This is a genomic window from Trinickia symbiotica (assembly GCF_003028655.1).
GTDB classification, from domain to species: Bacteria; Pseudomonadota; Gammaproteobacteria; order Burkholderiales; family Burkholderiaceae; genus Trinickia; species Trinickia symbiotica_A.
The window spans coordinates 63,755-81,987 of sequence record NZ_PYUC01000008.1; the positions used below are offsets into that span (position 1 = coordinate 63,755).

The window sequence follows — 18,233 nt, forward strand, 5'->3', positions numbered from 1 at the left end:
GAATTCGCCGACCCGCTCCCAACCCCACGCGCCAGCCAGTCGGTCCAGCCGAGCGGGCGCAAGCGCCGGCGCCTCCTCCCGCGCGCAGGACGAGACGCCGGCCGCCTTGCCGCGCCGCGTGGGGCTGCTCGGCGGCACCTTCGATCCGATCCACAACGGACATCTGGCGCTCGCACGGCGCTTCGCCGAACTGCTGCAACTGACGGAGCTCGTTCTGCTGCCGGCGGGGCAGCCATGGCAGAAAGCCGACGTCAGCGATGCGCGCCACCGACTCGCGATGACGCGTGCCGCGGCCGCTTCGTTCGCCCTGCCCGGGACGACCGTCACCGTCGCCACCGACGAAATCGAGCACGCGGGCCCCACCTATACGGTGGACACGCTCGAGCGCTGGCGCGCGCGCGAAGGCACGGACGCGTCTCTATCGCTCTTGATAGGCGCGGATCAACTGTTGCGGCTCGATACTTGGCACGATTGGCGGCGCCTTTTCGACTTCGCGCATATCTGCGCCGCCACTCGGCCCGGCTTCGACTTGAACTCGGCGCCGCCCGCGCTCGCGCGCGAGCTCTCGGCGCGCGAGGCGCGCGCCGAAGTGCTGCGCGCGACCCCGAGCGGCCACCTGCTGATCGATGCGACGCTCGCGCTCGGCGTCTCGGCCACCGATATCCGTGCCGAGCTGCGCGAGCGGCTCGCCGGTGGTGCGCACGCGGGCGCGGACGCCCCGCCGGCCCACGAGGCGATCCCGGAGGCCGTCTGGCGCTATATTCTTCAACATCACGTTTACCACCGGTAACCATGGACATTCGCAAACTGCAACGCGCGATCGTCGACGGCCTTGAGGACGTCAAGGCGACGGACATCAGAGTCTTCAACACGAGCCATCTGACGGAGCTCTTCGATCGCGTGATCGTCGCCAGCGGCAACTCCAACCGGCAAACGAAGGCGCTCGCTTCGAGCGTGCGCGAGAAAGTGAAGGAAGCGGGCGGCGAGATCGTCAGTACCGAGGGCGAAGATATCGGCGAATGGGTGCTCGTCGATTGCGGCGACGCCGTCGTCCATATCCTTCAGCCGGCGCTCAGGCAGTACTACAACCTCGAAGAGATCTGGGGCGACAAGCCCGTCAGGGTCAAGCTGACGAGCACGAGCCCGTTCGGGGGCGCGCGCCCGCGCGAACCGCTCGCCGGCGATGGCGAGGACGAGGATGACGACGGCCACGACGATGGCGGGGTAACGAGCGCATCGAAGCCGGCTCGCAAATCGCCTGCGAAGCGGCGCGGCAAGAGCAGCTAAACCTAAAAAGCCCCCTGTGGCCACGCCACTCTCCCCATGAAGCTGCATATCCTCGCCGTCGGTCACAAGATGCCTGATTGGATCGCGGCCGGCTTCGACGAATACGCGAAGCGGATGCCGCCCGAATTGCGTATCGAGTTGCGCGAGATCAAGCCCGAGCCGCGAACGGGCGGTCGGACCGCGTCAAGCGTAATGGCCGCGGAACGGCAGCGGATCGAGGCGGCGCTGCCAAAGGGTGCACGGCTCATCGCGCTCGACGAGCGCGGCCGCGATTGGACCACGATGCAGCTTGCCGAGGCGCTCCCCGCCTGGCAGCAGGACGGGCGCGACGTGGCGTTCATCATCGGTGGAGCGGATGGGCTCGATGCGGAACTGAAAGCCCGTGCCGAAGTACTGCTTCGCCTCTCGAGCCTCACGCTGCCGCACGGCATGGTGCGCGTGTTGCTGGCTGAGCAGCTTTACCGCGCGTGGAGCATCACGCAGAATCACCCTTATCATCGCGTCTGATGCGCCGTCGAGTCTCGTCGGCCGCATTGGCCGCCGGACCACAACGACAGACCGATGCCTCTATCGAAGCCCTCTTCCTCGCCTCACCCGTTCGTCTACCTTGCCTCGCAAAGTCCGCGCCGTCAGGAACTGCTCGGTCAGCTCGGCGTGCGCTTCGAGCTCTTGCTGCCGCGTCCCGACGAGGACGCCGAAGCACTCGAAGCCGAGCAACCCGGCGAGTCGGCCGATGCGTACGTGCGGCGCGTCACCGTCGCGAAGGCCGAAGCAGCGCTTGCGCGGCTCATCGCGGGCGACCACGCGCGCGCCCCGATTCTCGTTGCCGATACCACGGTCACGATCGACGGCGCGATTCTCGGCAAGCCGGACAACGTAGACCATGCGCTCGCCATGCTCGAACGGCTCGCCGGCCGCGAGCATGAGGTCTTGACCTCGCTTGCCGTCGTCGATGGCGAAGGCCGTCTGCTGCCGCCGGCGCTCTCGCGCTCGACCGTCCGCTTCGCGGCAGCCTCGCGTGAGGCGCTCAAGCGCTATGCGATGACCGGCGAGCCGCTCGGAAAGGCGGGTGCTTATGGTATCCAGGGCCGGGCCGCCGAGTTGATCGAGCGTATCGAGGGGTCCTATTCGGGTATCATGGGTCTGCCCCTTTTTGAGACGGCCGCGTTGTTGCGTGCAGCGCGGGTCGAGTTCTAGGCCTTTCGCTCCGTTCTGTTCGAAGGCGTTCGAAAAAGACAGCGATGAACGAAGAAATCCTCATCAATGTGACCCCGCAGGAAACGCGCGTTGCGCTTATCCAGCAAGGCGCCGTGCAGGAACTCCATATCGAGCGGACTGCCTCGCGCGGCCGCGTTGGCAACGTGTACCTCGGCAAGGTAGTGCGCGTGTTGCCGGGCATGCAATCGGCCTTCATCGACATCGGCCTCGAGCGTGCCGCGTTTCTGCATGTGGCCGACATCTGGCATCCGCGCATCGCGGGCGAGCATGCGCCGCCGCCGCAGCCGATCGAGAAGACCGTGTTCGAAGGGCAAACGCTGACCGTGCAGGTCATCAAGGATCCGATCGGCACGAAGGGCGCGCGGCTCTCGACGCAAGTCAGCATCGCCGGGCGCACGCTCGTCTATCTGCCGCAAGAACCGCATATCGGCATCTCGCAGAAGATCGAGGATGAAGCCGAGCGCGAGGCGATTCGCGCGCGGCTCACGGCGGTATTGCCGTCCGATGAAAAAGGCGGCTACATCGTGCGCACGATTGCTGAGGATGCGACGAGCGAAGAGCTTGCGGCCGATGTGGCTTACTTGCGCAAGACTTGGGCAACCGTCGTTGGACAGGCGCAGCGCCTGCCGCCTACCAGCCTGCTTTATCAGGACCTCAATCTCGCACAACGTGTGCTGCGCGATTTCGTGACCGACGAGACGACACGCATTCAGGTCGATTCACGCGAGACATACCAGATGCTCGTCGAGTTCGCGGCGGAATTCACGCCGGCTGTCAGCTCCAAACTGCATCACTACACGGGCGAGCGGCCGCTCTTCGACCTCTACAACATCGAGCAGGAGATTCAGCGCGCGCTGTCGCGCCGTGTCGATCTGAAGTCGGGCGGTTACTTGATGATCGACCAGACCGAGGCGATGACGACGATCGACGTCAACACGGGCGGGTACGTCGGCGCGCGCAATTTCGACGACACGATCTTCAAGACGAACCTCGAAGCGGCGCATACGATTGCGCGCCAGCTACGGCTGCGCAACCTGGGCGGGATCATCATCATCGACTTCATCGACATGGAGAACGCCGAGCATCGCGATGCCGTGCTCTCCGAGCTGAAGAAGGCGCTCGCACGCGACCGGACGCGCTCGACGGTCAATGGATTCTCGCAGCTGGGGTTGGTTGAGATGACGCGCAAGCGCACGCGCGAATCGCTCGCGCATGTGCTTTGCGAGCCCTGCCCGGTCTGCCAGGGCAAGGGGCAGGTGAAGACGGCGCGCACTGTTTGCTACGACGTGCTGCGCGAAATCCTGCGCGAGTCGCGGCAGTTCAATCCGCGCGAGTTTCGCGTGGTGGCTTCGCAGGAAGTCATCGATCTCTTTCTCGATGAAGAGTCGCAACATCTCGCGATGCTGATCGACTTCATCGGTAAGCCTGTCTCGTTGCAGGTCGAGTCGAACTTAAGCCAGGAGCAGTACGACATCGTGCTGATGTGACGTGCCGGCGCATTAGCAACAACGTCGCGCACTACAGTCACCTGTGCCCCCAGCCGTGACCGCCGCCCCAGCCGCCGCCGTGACCGCCATGCCATCCACGATCGCCGTGCCAGTCGCGATCGTGATCCCAGTGGTGATGGCCGCCCCCGCCCCAGTAACCGAATCCGAGCGCGACCGACGGTCCGCCATAGTCGTAATACCCCGGCGCATAACCGTAGCCATAGGGGTAGTCGTAGTCGTTTCCGTACCCGTAACCGTAATACGGCGACGCCGCGGGATCCACGACGCAGCCCGCAAGCACGCCGATAAGGGTCAGAGCAATCAATGATCTGAACATCGCGTCATCTCCCCTTGATCGTCAAAGATTAGAGAAGCAAGCGTGGGCCCGCGTTCGAAACTAAGTTGTCACCGCCGGTAACAGCGGTAAACATCGGCGCGCCGCTCGGCGCAAGCACCGGGCCGCCGCGCGGCACCGACGCGCAAATCTCCTAGAATTGGCTTTATGCAGGTGTTCCGTAAGGAGGTCTCATGGCCGAATCGATGGAAAGCATCGTGACGGGCGTGATCGTGCTGGCCGTCGCGGCGATCCTCGTGACATCGCACTACCGGCGTCAACACCGCCGCGACAAGTGGCTAGGCCGGCTCGAGAGCCATCGCGTCTGGGACCGGCTGCGGCATCGGCATTGATCGAACGAATGGAAGCGTTTGGGAGGCGACCATGCCGGAAGTCTTGTCTCAGGAAGACGCCCGTTGGCGAACGACCGGGTATGAAGGATTCGAAGTCCATGTCGTAGCGCTCGTGAAGGGCCACGAGGACGAACGGGGACAGCACCGCGAGCTCGCACCGAGCGACCGCTTCACCTACATCGGATATGTCTGCCATCCGGGAGCCGATCCGAAACTGCCCGGGCATACGGTCCCGTTTCACGCCGACGGCGAAGAGACGTTTTCGAGCGCGGAAGAAGCCTGGGACGAAGGACTCCACGTCGGGCGCACGATCGTCGACGGCACGCACCCCGATTTGACCGTCCTATCGCTCGTGACGAGCGGGTACTGATGTCAGGCCGGCGGCGACGGCGCCTCTCGAGCGTGCGCGAGCGCGCTCACGCAGCCTGCTGCTGATACTGAATCCGGTGCAGATGGGCATAGAGCCCGCCTTGCCGCAGCAGTTCGTCGTGGTTGCCCTGCTCGACGATGCGCCCGCTCTCCATGACGAGAATGCGGTCGGCGCGCTCGATGGTCGAGAGGCGGTGCGCGATGACGAGCGTCGTGCGCCCTTGCATGAGCGTCTCGAGCGCCGCCTGTACATGGCGCTCCGATTCCGAATCGAGCGCCGACGTCGCTTCGTCGAGAATCAGAATCGGCGCGTTTTTGTAGATGGCGCGCGCAATCGCGAGACGCTGACGCTGCCCGCCCGATAGCCGCATCCCATTGCCGCCGATCGACGTATCGATGCCTTCCGGCAACGTCGCGATCATGTCCGAAAGGTTCGCCGCGTGCAATGCCGCCTCGACGCGCGCACGGTCCGGCGTCTCTCCATACGCGACGTTGGCGGCAATGGTGTCGTTGAAGAGCACGACGTCTTGACTCACCATCGCGATCTGACCGCGCAGCTCGTGAATGTCGTACTCGTCGATCGGCACGCCATCGACGAAAATCGTCCCGCCTTTCGGATCGAAAAAGCGCGGCAGCAAGTTCACGAGCGTCGTCTTGCCGCTGCCCGAGGGGCCGGCAAGCGCGATCATTTCACCCGGCGCCGCCTTGAAGGAGACCCGGTCGAGGATCGGACGCTCGCTCGCCGCATAGGCAAACGACACATTGCAAAACTCGATGTCGCCGCGCGCGGCGGGCAGCTTGCGCGTGCCGCCGGTGGGCTCCAAGGGCTCGTCGATGAGCCCGAAGATCAGCTCGGCCGCCGTCATCCCGCGCTGCAGCGGCTGATTGACGTCCATCAGATGCTTGAGCGGCGAGATCACGAGCAGCATCGACGTCACGAACGCGACGAAGCCGCCGACGGTCGTCTGGTCATGGGCAGACTGCACGACGGCGATCGTGATGACGATCGCAAGCGCGATCGATGCGAGAAACTGCGTGATCGGCTGAGCGAGCCCGCCGGACACGGTCATCCGCATCGCATACCCTCTCAGGCGCTTGCTCATCGCTGTAAAGCGGTTCATCTCGTAGGACTCGCCGTTGTGCACCTTGACGACCTTATAGCCGCCGACGGTCTCCTCGACGATGTACGAGAGCTCGTTCGTGAGCGTCTGTTGCTCGCGACCAAGGCGGCGTAGCCGGCGGTTGATCTTGCTCACGATCCAGCCGATGCCGGGGAGGATCACGGCGACGATGAGCGTCAGCCGCCAGTTCAGATAGAACAGATAGCCGAGCAGGAACAGCACCGTCAGCGAATCGCGCACGAGCGTGATCATGACGCTCGTCAGCACGGAAAGTATCTGATTGACCTCGAACACGATCGCGTTGATGACGGTGCTCGCCGTTTCACGCTGAAAGAACGAGGCGCCCGTATGGATCATCCGCTCGAACATCCGGAGCCGCAGATCCAGGAGGATCCGGTTCGAGACGTACGAGAGCAGATAGCCCGACGCGTACTGCGCCACGCCGCGCACCAAGGCGAGGCCAATCACAGCGAGCGGCACGAGCCACTGCGCGCTCACGTTCGCCTTCGCGCCGAAGCCGTGATCGAGCAGCGGCTTCAGGAGCGCGGGGATGCCGGCGTCGGTCGCGGCGCTCGCGCCCATCGAAACGATGGCCAGCACGATGACCCACAAGTTGGGTTTCACGTACGGCCAAAGCCGCTTCATCACGGACGCGGCCGACGTGCCCGTCGCGCCGATCGTCTTGCGCAAGGTATTTCTGGTGTCCAACGGATTCCCTTTGCAGCGGCTCGAGGCGGCGAAGCGAGGCGTTCGCGTTCGCCCGCGTTGACCGCGCCTCGCTGCGCTTGCCGGGGCGCGCCGTAGCGCGCCCGAAACGGAGGGGCTGGTTTCGCCCTCACCCGGAAAAATCGATGCATTATAGCCGGCCGCCATGCGAAACGCGGCTAGCGCGGGCCCATGCCGTCCAAACGCAGAAAACTCCCGACAGACACGCCCCCGCTCGGCGTATTCGACCGCGCGCCGGCCCGACCGGTATACTCCGACTCCGCTCACCCGTCACCGCACAACCGAACCGTGACCGTCCCGCCGTCCGACCGCCCGCGCCCTACTCTCGGCGTCGCCATCATCGCGCTCAATAGCGAGGCGCGGCTGGCGCAATGCCTCGAAGCCGTCTCGTTCGCGGACGAGATCGTCGTCGTCGATGGCGGCAGCAGCGACGCCACCGTACGGATCGCCGAGGCGCATGGCGCTCGCGTCGTCGTGGCGCGCGAATGGCCCGGCTTCGGCCCGCAGAAGAACCGCGCCGTCGCCGCGCTCGCCACCGATTGGATTCTCTCGATCGACACCGACGAGGTCGTGACACCGGAACTTGCCGCTTCCATCCGCGAAGCCATCGCCGACGGGCAAGCCCATGTCTTCGAGCTCGACCGTCTCTCCAACTTCTGCGGCCATTGGATGCGGCACAGCGGCTGGTCTCCTGACTGGGTGCCGCGACTCTTTCGGCGCGACGCGGCCCGCTTCTCCGACGATCTCGTGCACGAGCGGCTCCTTTTCGAAGGTCCGCCCGGCCGACTGAGCGGCAAGCTGCTTCATTACTCCTTCGACGACTTGGAAACCGTGCTGCGCAAGATCGATGCTTACTCGAGCGCCGGCGCGCGGCAGCGACTGGCTGTCAACGGCAAGCGCGGCGGAGTGCGCCAGGCGATCACGCACGGCTTGTGGGCGTTCGTCAAAACCTACCTCATAAAAGGCGGATTCCTCGACGGAAGGATGGGGTTTATACTCGCCGTCTCCAATGCAGAGGGCGCTTACTACCGATACCTCAAGCTGATGCTGGCGCTCGAACGGCAGCACGCGTCGGACGACGACTGCCATGTCTCATGACAAACTCATCACTGTAATCGTCACCACCTACAATCGGCCGGACGCGCTCGAGCTCGTCATCGGCGCCTGCCTCGATCAGACCGATCGCCACTTCGAGATCGTGATCGCTGACGACGGCTCGGGAGCCGCGACGCGAACGCTCATTGAGAACATCGCACGCGCGTCGCCCGTGTCGATCACCCATGTCTGGCAGCCCGACGAGGGCTTTCGGGCAGCGGCGAGCCGCAACAAGGCACTGCGGAGCGCGCGCGGCGACTACGTGATTTTCCTCGACGGCGATTGCGTGCCGCAGCGCGACTTCGTGGCGCGCCATCGCGCATTGGCGCACGAGCGCACCGTCGTCACGGGCAGTCGCATTTTGCTGGCGCCTCGCCTCACGAACGAAGTGCTCACGCAACGCCTGCCGCTGCAGCGGCAACCGCTGACTTTCTGGCTGCGCCAGCGTGCCGCCGCTCAAGTCAACAAGGTTCTGCCGCTCGCCATCCGTCTGCCGGATCTCCCGTTGCGGCGCGTCGACGGTTTCGTCTGGCGCGGCATCAAAACCTGTAACCTCGCCGCGTGGCTCAGCGATCTCGAAGCGGTCAACGGGTTCGACGAAACCTTCGTCGGATGGGGTCACGAAGATGCCGATCTCGTCGCCAGGCTGCACAACGCGGGCGTCGTTCGAAAAAATGGCTTCTGGTCGACCGAAGTGCTGCACCTGTGGCACGCGGAAGCGCCTCGCGATCGCGAAGGGCCAAACTACGCGCGCGTCCTCGCGCGGCTCGCCGATCGCACCACTCGTGCCGAACGCGGCCTCCAGGAATCCGCGCATTCCAGCTGACGCGTTGGCGGCAAGATCGCGCCAACGCCTCCCCGCCCCTCGCGTTGCGTTCGTCGCACAGACGGCAAGCCAGGCTACTACGCCTCGAGCCCGAGCATCCGCGCCGCGGCATCAATCACGCGACTCGCTGGAAGGCCCGTGAGGCAAGCGCTCGCGCTGGCGATATGGCGGTCACACCCTTCCTCTCGACAGGGTACGCACGCCCCTTCGCCCTGCAGCAGGTAGACGTTGCCCTTGCGGTCGGAGCCGCGCAGCGGCCAAGGATCGCGGTCGGCAGGCCAACCCCGGGGCCAAGGGCCCCAGCGCACGGGGTCGGAAGGCCCGAAGATAGCCAGCGTTGGCGTGCCCGTGGCCGCGGCAACGTGCGTCGCACCGGTGTCCGGCCCGATATAGAGCCGCGCGCGGCGGTACAGCTCGGCGCTTTCACCGAAGGACAGCCGACCGACCAGATTCAGAACGGGCTCGCCTGTCGCAGCCGCGACGCGTTCGGCGTAGTCCCGCTCGGCCTGCGCCGGACCGCCCGAAAGCACGACTGCGAATCCGCGCGCACGCAACCAGCGAATGATCTCGATCCATCCTTCGAAAGACCAGCGCTTGTACTCGAACATCGGCAGCAGATGAAGCACGACGAACGGCTCGCCGGGCACGATGGCCGGCGGTTCATCGAAGCGCGCGTCGAAGCGCGCGCGGCTTGCCGGATCCTCGCCGATGCCGGGCGGTACGACTTCGGCATGAAGCGGAATACCGATCGCCGCCGCCAGGGCCAGGCTGCTTCTCACCGTGTGAACCGATCGATGCTCGTTGAGCGCGATCCTGTGGAGCATGAAACGGTTGAGCAGCGTCAACCGATCGGGATCGACGAGACCGATGCGCTTCTTGCCCGCAAAGAACGCATAGAAACGCGGACGGTCGGAGCTGATCGCCGCGCAGGCGAGATCGTAACGGCGCCACATCCGCGCGGCATCGGCAAGCCGCTCGCGAAAGCGCGCGCGCTGCGCGACGGTGATGACCCGGCGTATGTCGGGGTTGTGCTCGACGACGCCCTCCGTGCCGCGGAAGACCAGCATGTCGATTGGCGTGTCGGGCCATTGAGCCTTCAGCGACCGTACGAATGGCGTCGTCAGCAGAACGTCGCCGATGCGGCGTGTACACACGACGAGGATGCTGCGCGGCGGCCTCGGAAGAAAGCCGCGCGCATTCTCGCCGGATCGCCTTTCGGCAGCCCGCGTCTCGCCAGCGGCCAGTTCGACGTTCGTCTCCATGCGCCTCCCCGTGCCGGCGCTGTTGTCACGCACGGCCATGGCTATTCGGTACCGACAGGTTGATCGGCCGCACTGTCCATGACAATCTGCCGCGGCAAATCGGGCTCCCAGGCCTCGAGATCGCCCGTGGGGTAGCGGCCGAACGCATAAACCGCCCGCTTCAGCCGCCGCTTGAGGCCTGGCCGCGGAACGTTCGGCAGCGACGCGCCATCGACGGACGCGGTCCTTCTGACATAGTCGCGCATGAAATCCTGTTGCGAGATGCCCCACTTGAGGATGAACGTGCGCCCGCCTTTATTGCGGCGGACCCGGCGCGTGGTCGCGCAAGCGAAGTGATAGACATGGCTCGATCCGACGATGCGAAAAACGCGGCAGCCGGCGAGCCAGATCTTCATGAGGAAATCGTCGTCGCTGCTCATGCCGGGGCCGAACTCAATACTGTAGCCGCCCACCATATGCCAGAGGCGCCGCTGCGTCAGCATCGGCTGCGACGCCACACCGTTGCGATCCGCGAAACCGAGGCCCTTGGCATAGCTCAGCAATCCCGCCTCGTCGAAATTGTCGGGACCCGTCCCAAAGTTGGCGACCCCGACGAGCTCATTACCCGTATCGATGGGCTCGACGAGTCGCGCGGCGAGATAAACGGGGGTGTCGCCGAACGGACGTGCCGCCGCCTCCAGAGCAAGATCCCATCCGGGCAGACAATACATATCGTCGTTCATGAACAGGATCCAATCGCGCGTGGCGAGCCGCGCGGCGTCGTTCATCGCGATGCATACGCCGACGTTGCCGCGGCTCCATGTATGCCGGAGCCCCTGTGCGCGGACCCATTCGAGCGTTCCGTCCGTCCCTTCGTTGACGTGCACGATGATTTCGTGATCGAAGGCCGAGTGTCGCCTGATGCTCTCGATGCAGAGCTGCAGGTACGGCAGATTGTTCCACGTAGGGATCAGGATGCTGAACATGAGGATTGCGTGCCGCTGATGGACGGATTGGTGCCGCGCTCCGCTGCTGGCGCGACCGCCGGCGAGGTTGCGATGCCTCCGAGGATGCCGATGACGGCAGCATAAAACGACGCCACCATCTTCAAATCGAAGGTCTCGACACTGAGTCCGAATATCCAGAACGAGACGACGAACGTGAGACCCATGAGTGCTGCGCCGCGCACTTGACTGGTAGACGCTCTCAGGTACTTCGCGAACATGAGGCACGGAACGAGATGGAGCGCGATACCGGCGAGCCCGCCGATAAGGCCGTAGTTGGCCGCATAGAAGAGCATCTGGTTGTGCGTCTCGCCACGGCCGAAAGCGGCCGCGAGCGGTGTTAGCCGGCCTGCGCTCGCGAGCGCATGCATACTGTCGGCAAAGCCATTCGGACCGACGCCAAACACCAGATGGTCTCGCATCAGCATCAACGCGGCCTCGTAGAGTTGGAGCCGGACACCCGTCGACGTATCCTTGTAACCATGGCTGTATTGAACGAGGTCCGACCAGACGAGGAGCACGCGATCGCGCACGGCGGCCGAACTCGCGCCAACCACGACGATCGCCGCGAAGACGGCGAGCGGAATCAGCACCCGCCTTCCGGCGGACTTCTTCTTGCGCAGATAAACGATCAGCGCGATGGCCGGTATGGCCAGCCAGCCGCCTCGCGTTCCGGTCAGCGCGGATGCATAGAGCCCGGCGAGCAACCCGACGATCTTGACCAACCGCACGGGAACGGCGTCCTTTCTCCACCAGTTCAGCGACAAAGCCGAGAGCGCGCCCAACACCAGCGCGATGTCACCGAAATGGATGGCGTCGAGAAACGGGCCGGCCAGCCGATCGTCTTCCGCGCGCTGCGTAATGAGCAGCACCAGGCATGATGCGATAGCACCTGTCGCAAACGAAAGATCGCTCCAACGAAGTATCTTGGCCGGCACGCGCCGCATCGCAAGCAGGATCGGCACGGCGGCCACGAAGCGCGAAGGCGCGTCGAGCAGGCTGAAAACAAGATTGCCGTACCAGAGCTCGCTGATCAATGTCGCGGCCAGCGGACCGGCCAGCGCCACGCATGTGGCGATCGTTATCCGATCGACACCCGGCGTATCCGAGTTGTCCGGCAGCGCGAGCGCAACGAGCGAGAAGAAAGTCGCCGCGAGCTGAAGCGCGCTCGCGCCGCCATGAACAACGAGCGTCACCGTCGGATAAGAAAGCAGAAACAAGGCTGCGGCAGCGTTGCTCGGGCGCGAAATCCACGCAGGGCTGATGGTCGAACGGTTCATGTCGAAGGACTTCGGCGCGCGCCGCGCGGACGCACGCAAAATCTGATTGGGAGATGCACCAGGCAGCAAAGCTCGCGCGAAGCGACGCGCGACAGCGTATTGGAGCAGCCCGTGCGCATCGCGTCAGGTCCGCGCCCCGCCTGTCAGTGAAGACCCGCTAGTATACATGGTGGCGATGCGGCTACTGTGCGGTGGCCTGTCTGGTCAGACGGATCATCGCGCCTGCACTGCATCGGCGGACAGACTCGCCGTCACCCCCAACTGCCGCAGGACGGCATCCGCGATGGCATCCGGCGGCACTTCGCTCGCGCCACCCGGGCTTTGCAGGCCGAGTGAATGGCAGCGCCGCGTAAGGAAGAAACGCATCGGCTCACGATGCGAAAAGATCGTGACGCTTGGGGTCTCGGTCGAATGCGCAACATGCATCAGACCGCCGTCGCAGCCGACGAACAAGCGGCAGCCTCCGATGATCTCGCGCGCCTCGAGCAATGAAAGGCGTGCGACGTGCGACACGACCTCGAGGCGACGAAACGTCTTCCGCATGATTTCGTCAGCCATCTGCAGGCCGTTGTCCGATCCCAGCAGCACGATCTGCCGCGGAACGCGATCGTCGTCCATCGCGTCGAGCATGGCAAGCAAGGATGGCCAGTGGCGATAGGACCGATTCTGATCGATCCCGCCGACGGAAAGCGCCATGGCCGTATGTTCGGGCCGCTTGCCGCTGACGGCACGCCGCGTCGCGTCGTTGCATTGAAGATAAGGCTTGGCGATCTGGATGAGCGCATCGTCGCGCAACCCGATACCGAACACATCGTTGACGGCGGCGAAACTGAACAATGTCTGGTTGCGCGCCGGTCCATGGAAGTACTGAAACAGGCACGCAAACGGCGTCTTCCGGAAGTGCCGCTTTTTGAGTTCGATCGACGGATAGTTGAACTCGTTCAATACGACCGCGTCGTATCGCCGGCCTTCCAGCGCATCGACGTGCGAGTAAACGTTCTCGAAGATGTCGTCCTCGCAAAACAACGGATGCAGCTTCGGAAGCGTGAGAAGGTCGACGCTGAAATCCGCGCCAGGCAGCAATGCGCGGCCGGACATTTCCATGATCGCGTCGCCGAAGTTGGCCTTGCCCGTGTAGAGCCAAAGCACGCGCATTCCCTTCTCGATCCGCCGGATTTCGCGCTTCGACTGCCCACCCAGTCGCAGTGCCAGGTCGCGATGGAGGTACTTCTTCACGAGCTTCAGACGTGATTGCGTCCTCAGGAAGCTCTCGGGGTCATGCGGAACGAGCGGGTACGGAATTTTCGTCAGTTTTTCGACGCAGTTGTCGATATAGCCGGTCATCATTTCTTGTGGTCTTGTAGGGACTGGACGGTCCTTCAATAAACGATTTCGGCGACGCTGCCCGCGAAGGTGTTGCGCAGCTCGACGAGTAGTTGGTCGCTCGGCCGCACACGCCATGCGTCCCCGAGGCGCAGCTCGCCTTGCGCCCGCTCGTTGCTGTAGACGATCTGTACCGCGAGTCCGTTCCGAACCGGCACGTGCGCACGCTGACGCCCATTCTCGGCACCGCGCCCGTTCGTGCGCGCCGCCCCGTTCACGGATGCCGCGCTCGCCGCCTCGGGCTCCGGAGCGGGCGCGCAGTAGAGCTCGAGGACACGCTTGAGCGCCGCGGCATCGGCATCGCCGTTCATGCTGATCTTGACGCCCTGCGCATAGCGGCTACGCGCGCGCTCGAGATCCATCACCGAATCGGCCGTGAAGCGAATGCCGCCCGTGAATGCGTCGTTGCGTGCCTGTCCTTGCACGACGATGAGCTCGTCTTCCTTGAAGAGCATTCGATTGGCTTCGTACTGCTCGTTGAATACGGTGACCTCGCATTGGCTCGTCGCGTCGTCGATGAGCGCGATCAGCATCTTTCCACGCTGCGTCATCTGCGTGCGCAGCGAAACGATGATGCCGGCCACGAGCTTGTCGCGCCCCTCTTTCAGATCGGCGAGCTTGAGGCGGACGAAGCGCCGCACCTCGTCCTTGTAAGCGTCGAAAAGATGGCCCGAAAGGTAGAAGCCGAGCGCGGTCTTTTCCTCTTGCAGCTTGCGCTTTTCGGGCCACGCCGGCTCGTCGACGAGTTCATGCACATCCGCCGCCGCGTCTCCCATGTCGAAGAGACCCGCCTGCATCGCGTTGGCGCTCGCTTGATCCGCCGCCTCCATCGCGAGCGGCACCGAAGCGATCAGCTGCGCGCGATTCGGATGGAGCTCGTCGAAAGCGCCCGCGCGAATGAGCGCCTCGACAGTGCGGCGATTGACGACGCGCCGGTCGATGCGCGCGCAAAAGTCGAACAGGTTCGTGAACGGCCCCGCCTCGCGCGCGCGCAGGATTTCCTCGATCGCGTTCTGCCCGCTGCCCTTCACGGCGCCGAGGCCGTAGCGGATCGTGCGCGAACGCTTGCCGTCCGCCTCGGCGACAGGCTCGAAGCGATACGCGGAGCGGTTGATATCCGGCGGCAGCACGGCCATGCCGTTGGTCTTGCAGTCCTCGTAAAGGATCTTGACCTTGTCCGTGTCGTCCATCGCCAAGCTCATGTTGGCAGCCATGAACTCGGCCGGGTGGTGCGCTTTCAGCCACGCCGTGTAGTAAGCGAGCAGCGCGTACGCCGCCGCGTGCGACTTGTTGAAGCCGTAGCCCGCGAACTTCTCCATCAAGTCGAAGATTTCGTCGGCCTTCTCGGCCGTGAGGCCGTTTTTCGCGGCGCCTTCTCGGAAGAGCTCGCGGTGCTTCGCCATCTCCTCGGGCTTTTTCTTGCCCATCGCGCGGCGCAAGAGGTCGGCGCCGCCGAGCGAATAGCCGCCGATGATCTGCGCCATCTGCATCACCTGCTCCTGATAGACCATGATGCCGTAGGTCTCTTTCAGGACCGGCTCGACGCGCGGATCCGGGTACTCGACGCTCTCGCGCCCGTGCTTACGCGCGCAGAAGCTCGGGATCAGGTCCATCGGTCCCGGGCGGTAAAGCGCGACGAGCGCGATGATGTCCTCGAAGCGGTCGGGCTGCGCGTCCTTCAACATGCCCTGCATACCGCGGCTTTCCAGCTGGAAGACGGCGACCGTGTTGGCCTTCTTCAGGATCGAGAACGCGGCGGGATCGTCGAGCGGCACTTGCGCGAGCGACCAGTCGGCCTTCGAAGGATCGAGGCGGCGAATGTAGCGCTCGGCCCAATCGAGAATCGTGAGCGTCGTCAGCCCGAGAAAGTCGAACTTCACGAGGCCGACCGCTTCGACGTCGTCCTTGTCGTACTGGCTTACGACGCCGCCATCGTCGCCTTGCGTGTAGAGCGGGCAGAAGTCGGTCAGCTTGCCGGGCGCGATCAGCACGCCGCCCGCGTGCATGCCGACGTTGCGCGTCAAGCCCTCGACTCGCTGCGCGAGTTCGAGCAACTGCCGCACTTCGTCTTCGTTCTCGTAGCGCTCCTTGAGAAGCGGCTCCTCCTCCATCGCGTCGGCGATCGTCACGTGCTTGCCGGGCTTGAACGGAATCAGCTTCGCGACGCCGTCGGTGAAGTTGTAGCCGAGATCGAGCACACGCCCGATATCGCGGACAGCCGCCTTGGCCGCCATCGTGCCGAACGTCGCGATTTGAGAGACGGCGTCCGCGCCGTACTTGCCCTTCACATACTGAATCACGCGGTCGCGCCCTTCCTGGCAGAAGTCGATGTCGAAGTCGGGCATCGACACGCGCTCCGGGTTCAGGAAACGCTCGAACAGCAGGTTGTAGCGCAGCGGATCGAGATCCGTGATGCCGAGCGCGTACGCGACGAGCGAGCCGGCGCCCGAGCCGCGGCCCGGCCCCACGGGCACGCCGTTGTTCTTCGCCCAGTTGATGAAGTCGGCCACGATCAGGAAGTAGCCGGGAAAGCCCATCTTGATGATCGTGCCGCACTCGAACTCGAGACGCTTGTAGTACTTTTCGCGCTCGGCGCCGCGCTCGGCCTCGTCCGGATAGAGCTCGACGAGACGCCGCTCGAGACCTTCCTTCGAAAGCTGCACGAGGTAATCGTCGAGCGACAGGCCATCGGGCGTCGGAAAGAGCGGCAGCTTCGGCTTGCCGAGTTCGAGCGTCAGGTTGCAGCGTTTCGCGATTTCGACCGTGTTCGCGACGGCGGACGGTATGTCGGCAAAGAGCGCAGCCATCTCGTCTTGCGTGGCGAAACGCTGCTCGGTCGAGAAGCGCTTCTGCCGACGCGGATTCGCGAGCATGTCGCCCTCGGAAATGCAGACGCGCGCCTCGTGCGCGGTGAAGTCGTCGGCCGTCATGAACTGCACCGGATGCGTCGCGACGACGGGCAGGTCGAGCGCCGCCGCGAGCGCGACGGCCTCCTGCACGTACGCTTCGCCACCCGGCTGCCCGCAGCGTTGCAGCTCGATATAAAACGCGTTCGGAAAACGCTCGGCCCAGCGTATCGCGTGACGCTTGGCGCTTTCCTTGTTGCCCGCCGCGAGCGCGAGGCCGATGTCGCCTTGCTGCGCCCCCGAGAGCGCGATGAGCCCCTGCGCGAGCGGCCCATCGAGCCATTGCGCGTCGATCTCGGCGCGGCCGCGGTATTGATTCGTGAGCCAGGCCTTCGTCAGCAGCTCGCAGAGATTGAGGTAGCCGCGACGGTCCTTGACGAGCAGCAAAAGACGCGACGGCTTGTCGCGGTCGTCGGGGTTCGCCATCCAGACGTCGCAACCGGCAATCGGCTTCACGCCTTTGCCGCGGGCCTCTTTGTAAAAGCGCACGAGGCCGAACGCATTCGCGAGGTCGGTCAACGCGAGCGCGCCCTGGCCGTCCTCGGCCGCGGCCTTGACGACATCGTCGAGGCGCACCATGCCGTCGGCGATCGAGAATTCGGAGTGGATGCGGAGATGGACGAAGCGGGGATCTGGCATGGGCGGTATTGTACATCCGGGGTCCAGGGCGCCGCCCGGGCCATTTGCGGGATAATACGGGTTTCGCCCGCACCATCAACATGAGCATCGTCAATCTCGCCGCCTACCGGTTCGTCACGCTCGACGCGATCCGCGCATGGCGCCCCCTCGTCGCCGAGCGCTGCGCCGCGCTCGCGCTGCGCGGCACGATCCTGCTCGCGCCCGAAGGCATCAACCTCTTCGTCGCCGGCACCCGCGAAGCCGCCGACGCATTCATCGACTACCTCCGCCACGATCCGCTCTTCGAAGGCAAATTCGCGGCGCTGCAGTTCAAGGAAAGCCTGTCGCCGACGCAGCCGTTTCGACGGATGCTCGTCAAGCTGAAGCGCGAGATCATCACGATGAAAAAGCCGGCGATCCAGCCCGAGCTCGGCCGCGCGCCGTCCGTCGACGCACCCACGCTGAAGCGCTGGCTCGACAGCGGCCGCGACGATGCGGGGCGCCCCGTCGTCATGCTCGATACGCGCAATGCGTTCGAAGTCGATGTCGGCACGTTCGAGAACGCCGTCGATTATCGGATTACGAAATTCAGCGAGTTTCCGGAGGCGATCGAGGCGCACCGCGCCGAGCTCGCCGGTAAGACGATCGTGTCGTTCTGCACGGGCGGGATCCGCTGCGAAAAGGCCGCGATCCACATGAAGGAGGTCGGCCTCGACCATGTCTATCAGCTCGAGGGCGGCATTCTGAAGTACTTCGAAGAAGTCGGCGGCGCCCACTATCAGGGCGAATGCTTCGTCTTCGACTACCGCACGGCGCTCAACCCGCGACTCGAGCCCACCGAGACGTTGCAGTGCTTCGGCTGCCGCGCCGTGGTCACGCCCGACGCGCAGCGCTCGCCGCTCTATATGCCAGGCAAGACATGTCCCGCGTGTCACCCGGACCGGGAGCGCGCGCAGGCCGCGTAAGGATGGCCGCGACGCCCGCC

Annotated in this window: 17 protein-coding genes; 10 read left to right on the forward strand and 7 right to left on the reverse strand. The window is 64.6% G+C overall.

The annotated features are described in order from the left end of the window. The first annotated feature begins 106 nt into the window (after nt 1–106). From C9I57_RS16795 to rng, 5 genes are read left to right on the forward strand one after another with little or no spacing between them, the layout of a single operon-like run. Nucleotides 107–790, forward strand: a complete 684-nt coding sequence (locus tag C9I57_RS16795) for a nicotinate-nucleotide adenylyltransferase (RefSeq protein WP_107151798.1) — start codon at nt 107–109, stop codon at nt 788–790. Between the two features lie 2 nt (nt 791–792). Next, complete coding sequence (gene rsfS, locus C9I57_RS16800) at nt 793–1,287, forward strand: ribosome silencing factor (RefSeq protein WP_107151799.1); 495 nt, start codon at nt 793–795, stop codon at nt 1,285–1,287. Between the two features lie 36 nt (nt 1,288–1,323). Then, nucleotides 1,324–1,794, forward strand: a complete 471-nt coding sequence (gene rlmH, locus C9I57_RS16805; protein ID WP_107151800.1) for a 23S rRNA (pseudouridine(1915)-N(3))-methyltransferase RlmH — start codon at nt 1,324–1,326, stop codon at nt 1,792–1,794. Nucleotides 1,795–1,848: 54 nt separating this feature from the next. Then, on the forward strand, nt 1,849–2,484 hold the full coding sequence (locus C9I57_RS16810) for a Maf family protein (RefSeq protein ID WP_107151801.1): 636 nt from the start codon (nt 1,849–1,851) through the stop codon (nt 2,482–2,484). A 44-nt stretch (nt 2,485–2,528) separates the two neighbouring features. Then, the gene (gene rng, locus C9I57_RS16815) at nt 2,529–3,992 is read left to right on the forward strand and encodes a ribonuclease G (protein ID WP_018442961.1); all 1,464 of its coding nucleotides are present in this window, start codon (nt 2,529–2,531) and stop codon (nt 3,990–3,992) included. A gap of 37 nt (nt 3,993–4,029) precedes the next feature. Here the strand turns inward: rng and C9I57_RS16820 are convergent, their stop codons facing one another. Next, nucleotides 4,030–4,329: a hypothetical protein gene (locus C9I57_RS16820; RefSeq protein ID WP_107151802.1), complete on the reverse strand. Its 300-nt coding sequence runs from the start codon at nt 4,327–4,329 to the stop codon at nt 4,030–4,032. A gap of 191 nt (nt 4,330–4,520) precedes the next feature. Between C9I57_RS16820 and C9I57_RS32780 the strand changes: the two genes are divergently transcribed. Continuing rightward, nucleotides 4,521–4,679: a hypothetical protein gene (locus C9I57_RS32780; RefSeq protein ID WP_018442965.1), complete on the forward strand. Its 159-nt coding sequence runs from the start codon at nt 4,521–4,523 to the stop codon at nt 4,677–4,679. Between the two features lie 31 nt (nt 4,680–4,710). Next, nucleotides 4,711–5,049: a hypothetical protein gene (locus tag C9I57_RS16825; protein ID WP_258187683.1), complete on the forward strand. Its 339-nt coding sequence runs from the start codon at nt 4,711–4,713 to the stop codon at nt 5,047–5,049. Between the two features lie 46 nt (nt 5,050–5,095). Here C9I57_RS16825 and msbA read toward each other — a convergent pair whose 3' ends face one another. Then, entirely contained in the window at nt 5,096–6,877 is a 1,782-nt protein-coding gene (msbA, locus tag C9I57_RS16830) for a lipid A export permease/ATP-binding protein MsbA (RefSeq protein WP_107152048.1), read from the reverse strand. A 306-nt stretch (nt 6,878–7,183) separates the two neighbouring features. On the opposite strand from msbA, the gene C9I57_RS16835 reads away from it, so the two are divergent. Together C9I57_RS16835 and C9I57_RS16840 are read left to right on the forward strand one after the other, a co-directional pair. Beyond that, nucleotides 7,184–7,993: a glycosyltransferase family 2 protein gene (locus tag C9I57_RS16835; protein WP_107151803.1), complete on the forward strand. Its 810-nt coding sequence runs from the start codon at nt 7,184–7,186 to the stop codon at nt 7,991–7,993. Continuing rightward, nucleotides 7,983–8,816: a glycosyltransferase family 2 protein gene (locus C9I57_RS16840; RefSeq protein WP_107151804.1), complete on the forward strand. Its 834-nt coding sequence runs from the start codon at nt 7,983–7,985 to the stop codon at nt 8,814–8,816. Before C9I57_RS16835 ends, C9I57_RS16840 begins: the two co-directional genes overlap by 11 nt. Nucleotides 8,817–8,893: 77 nt before the next feature. Here the strand turns inward: C9I57_RS16840 and C9I57_RS16845 are convergent, their stop codons facing one another. The 5 genes from C9I57_RS16845 to dnaE all read right to left on the reverse strand — a co-directional run bounded on the left by C9I57_RS16845 (nt 8,894) and on the right by dnaE (nt 17,269). Then, a complete protein-coding gene (locus C9I57_RS16845; protein ID WP_258187684.1) occupies nt 8,894–10,117 on the reverse strand; it encodes a glycosyltransferase family 9 protein in 1,224 nt (407 codons plus the stop codon). A 2-nt stretch (nt 10,118–10,119) separates the two neighbouring features. Next, nucleotides 10,120–11,043 (reverse strand): glycosyltransferase family 2 protein, encoded by a 924-nt coding sequence (locus tag C9I57_RS16850; RefSeq protein WP_107151805.1) that lies wholly within the window; start codon nt 11,041–11,043, stop codon nt 10,120–10,122. Then, nucleotides 11,028–12,341, reverse strand: coding sequence for an O-antigen ligase family protein (locus C9I57_RS16855; protein ID WP_107152050.1), 1,314 nt, complete (start codon nt 12,339–12,341; stop codon nt 11,028–11,030). The genes C9I57_RS16850 and C9I57_RS16855 overlap by 16 nt, the downstream gene beginning before the upstream one ends. 213 nt (nt 12,342–12,554) lie before the next feature. Beyond that, complete coding sequence (locus C9I57_RS16860) at nt 12,555–13,688, reverse strand: glycosyltransferase family 9 protein (RefSeq protein ID WP_107151806.1); 1,134 nt, start codon at nt 13,686–13,688, stop codon at nt 12,555–12,557. 32 nt (nt 13,689–13,720) lie between these two features. Beyond that, entirely contained in the window at nt 13,721–17,269 is a 3,549-nt protein-coding gene (dnaE, locus tag C9I57_RS16865) for a DNA polymerase III subunit alpha (protein WP_107151807.1), read from the reverse strand. A gap of 80 nt (nt 17,270–17,349) precedes the next feature. Here dnaE and C9I57_RS16870 point away from each other — a divergent pair, with 80 nt between their 5' ends. Beyond that, entirely contained in the window at nt 17,350–18,213 is an 864-nt protein-coding gene (locus C9I57_RS16870) for a sulfurtransferase (RefSeq protein WP_107151808.1), read from the forward strand. Nucleotides 18,214–18,233: the final 20 nt, after the last annotated feature.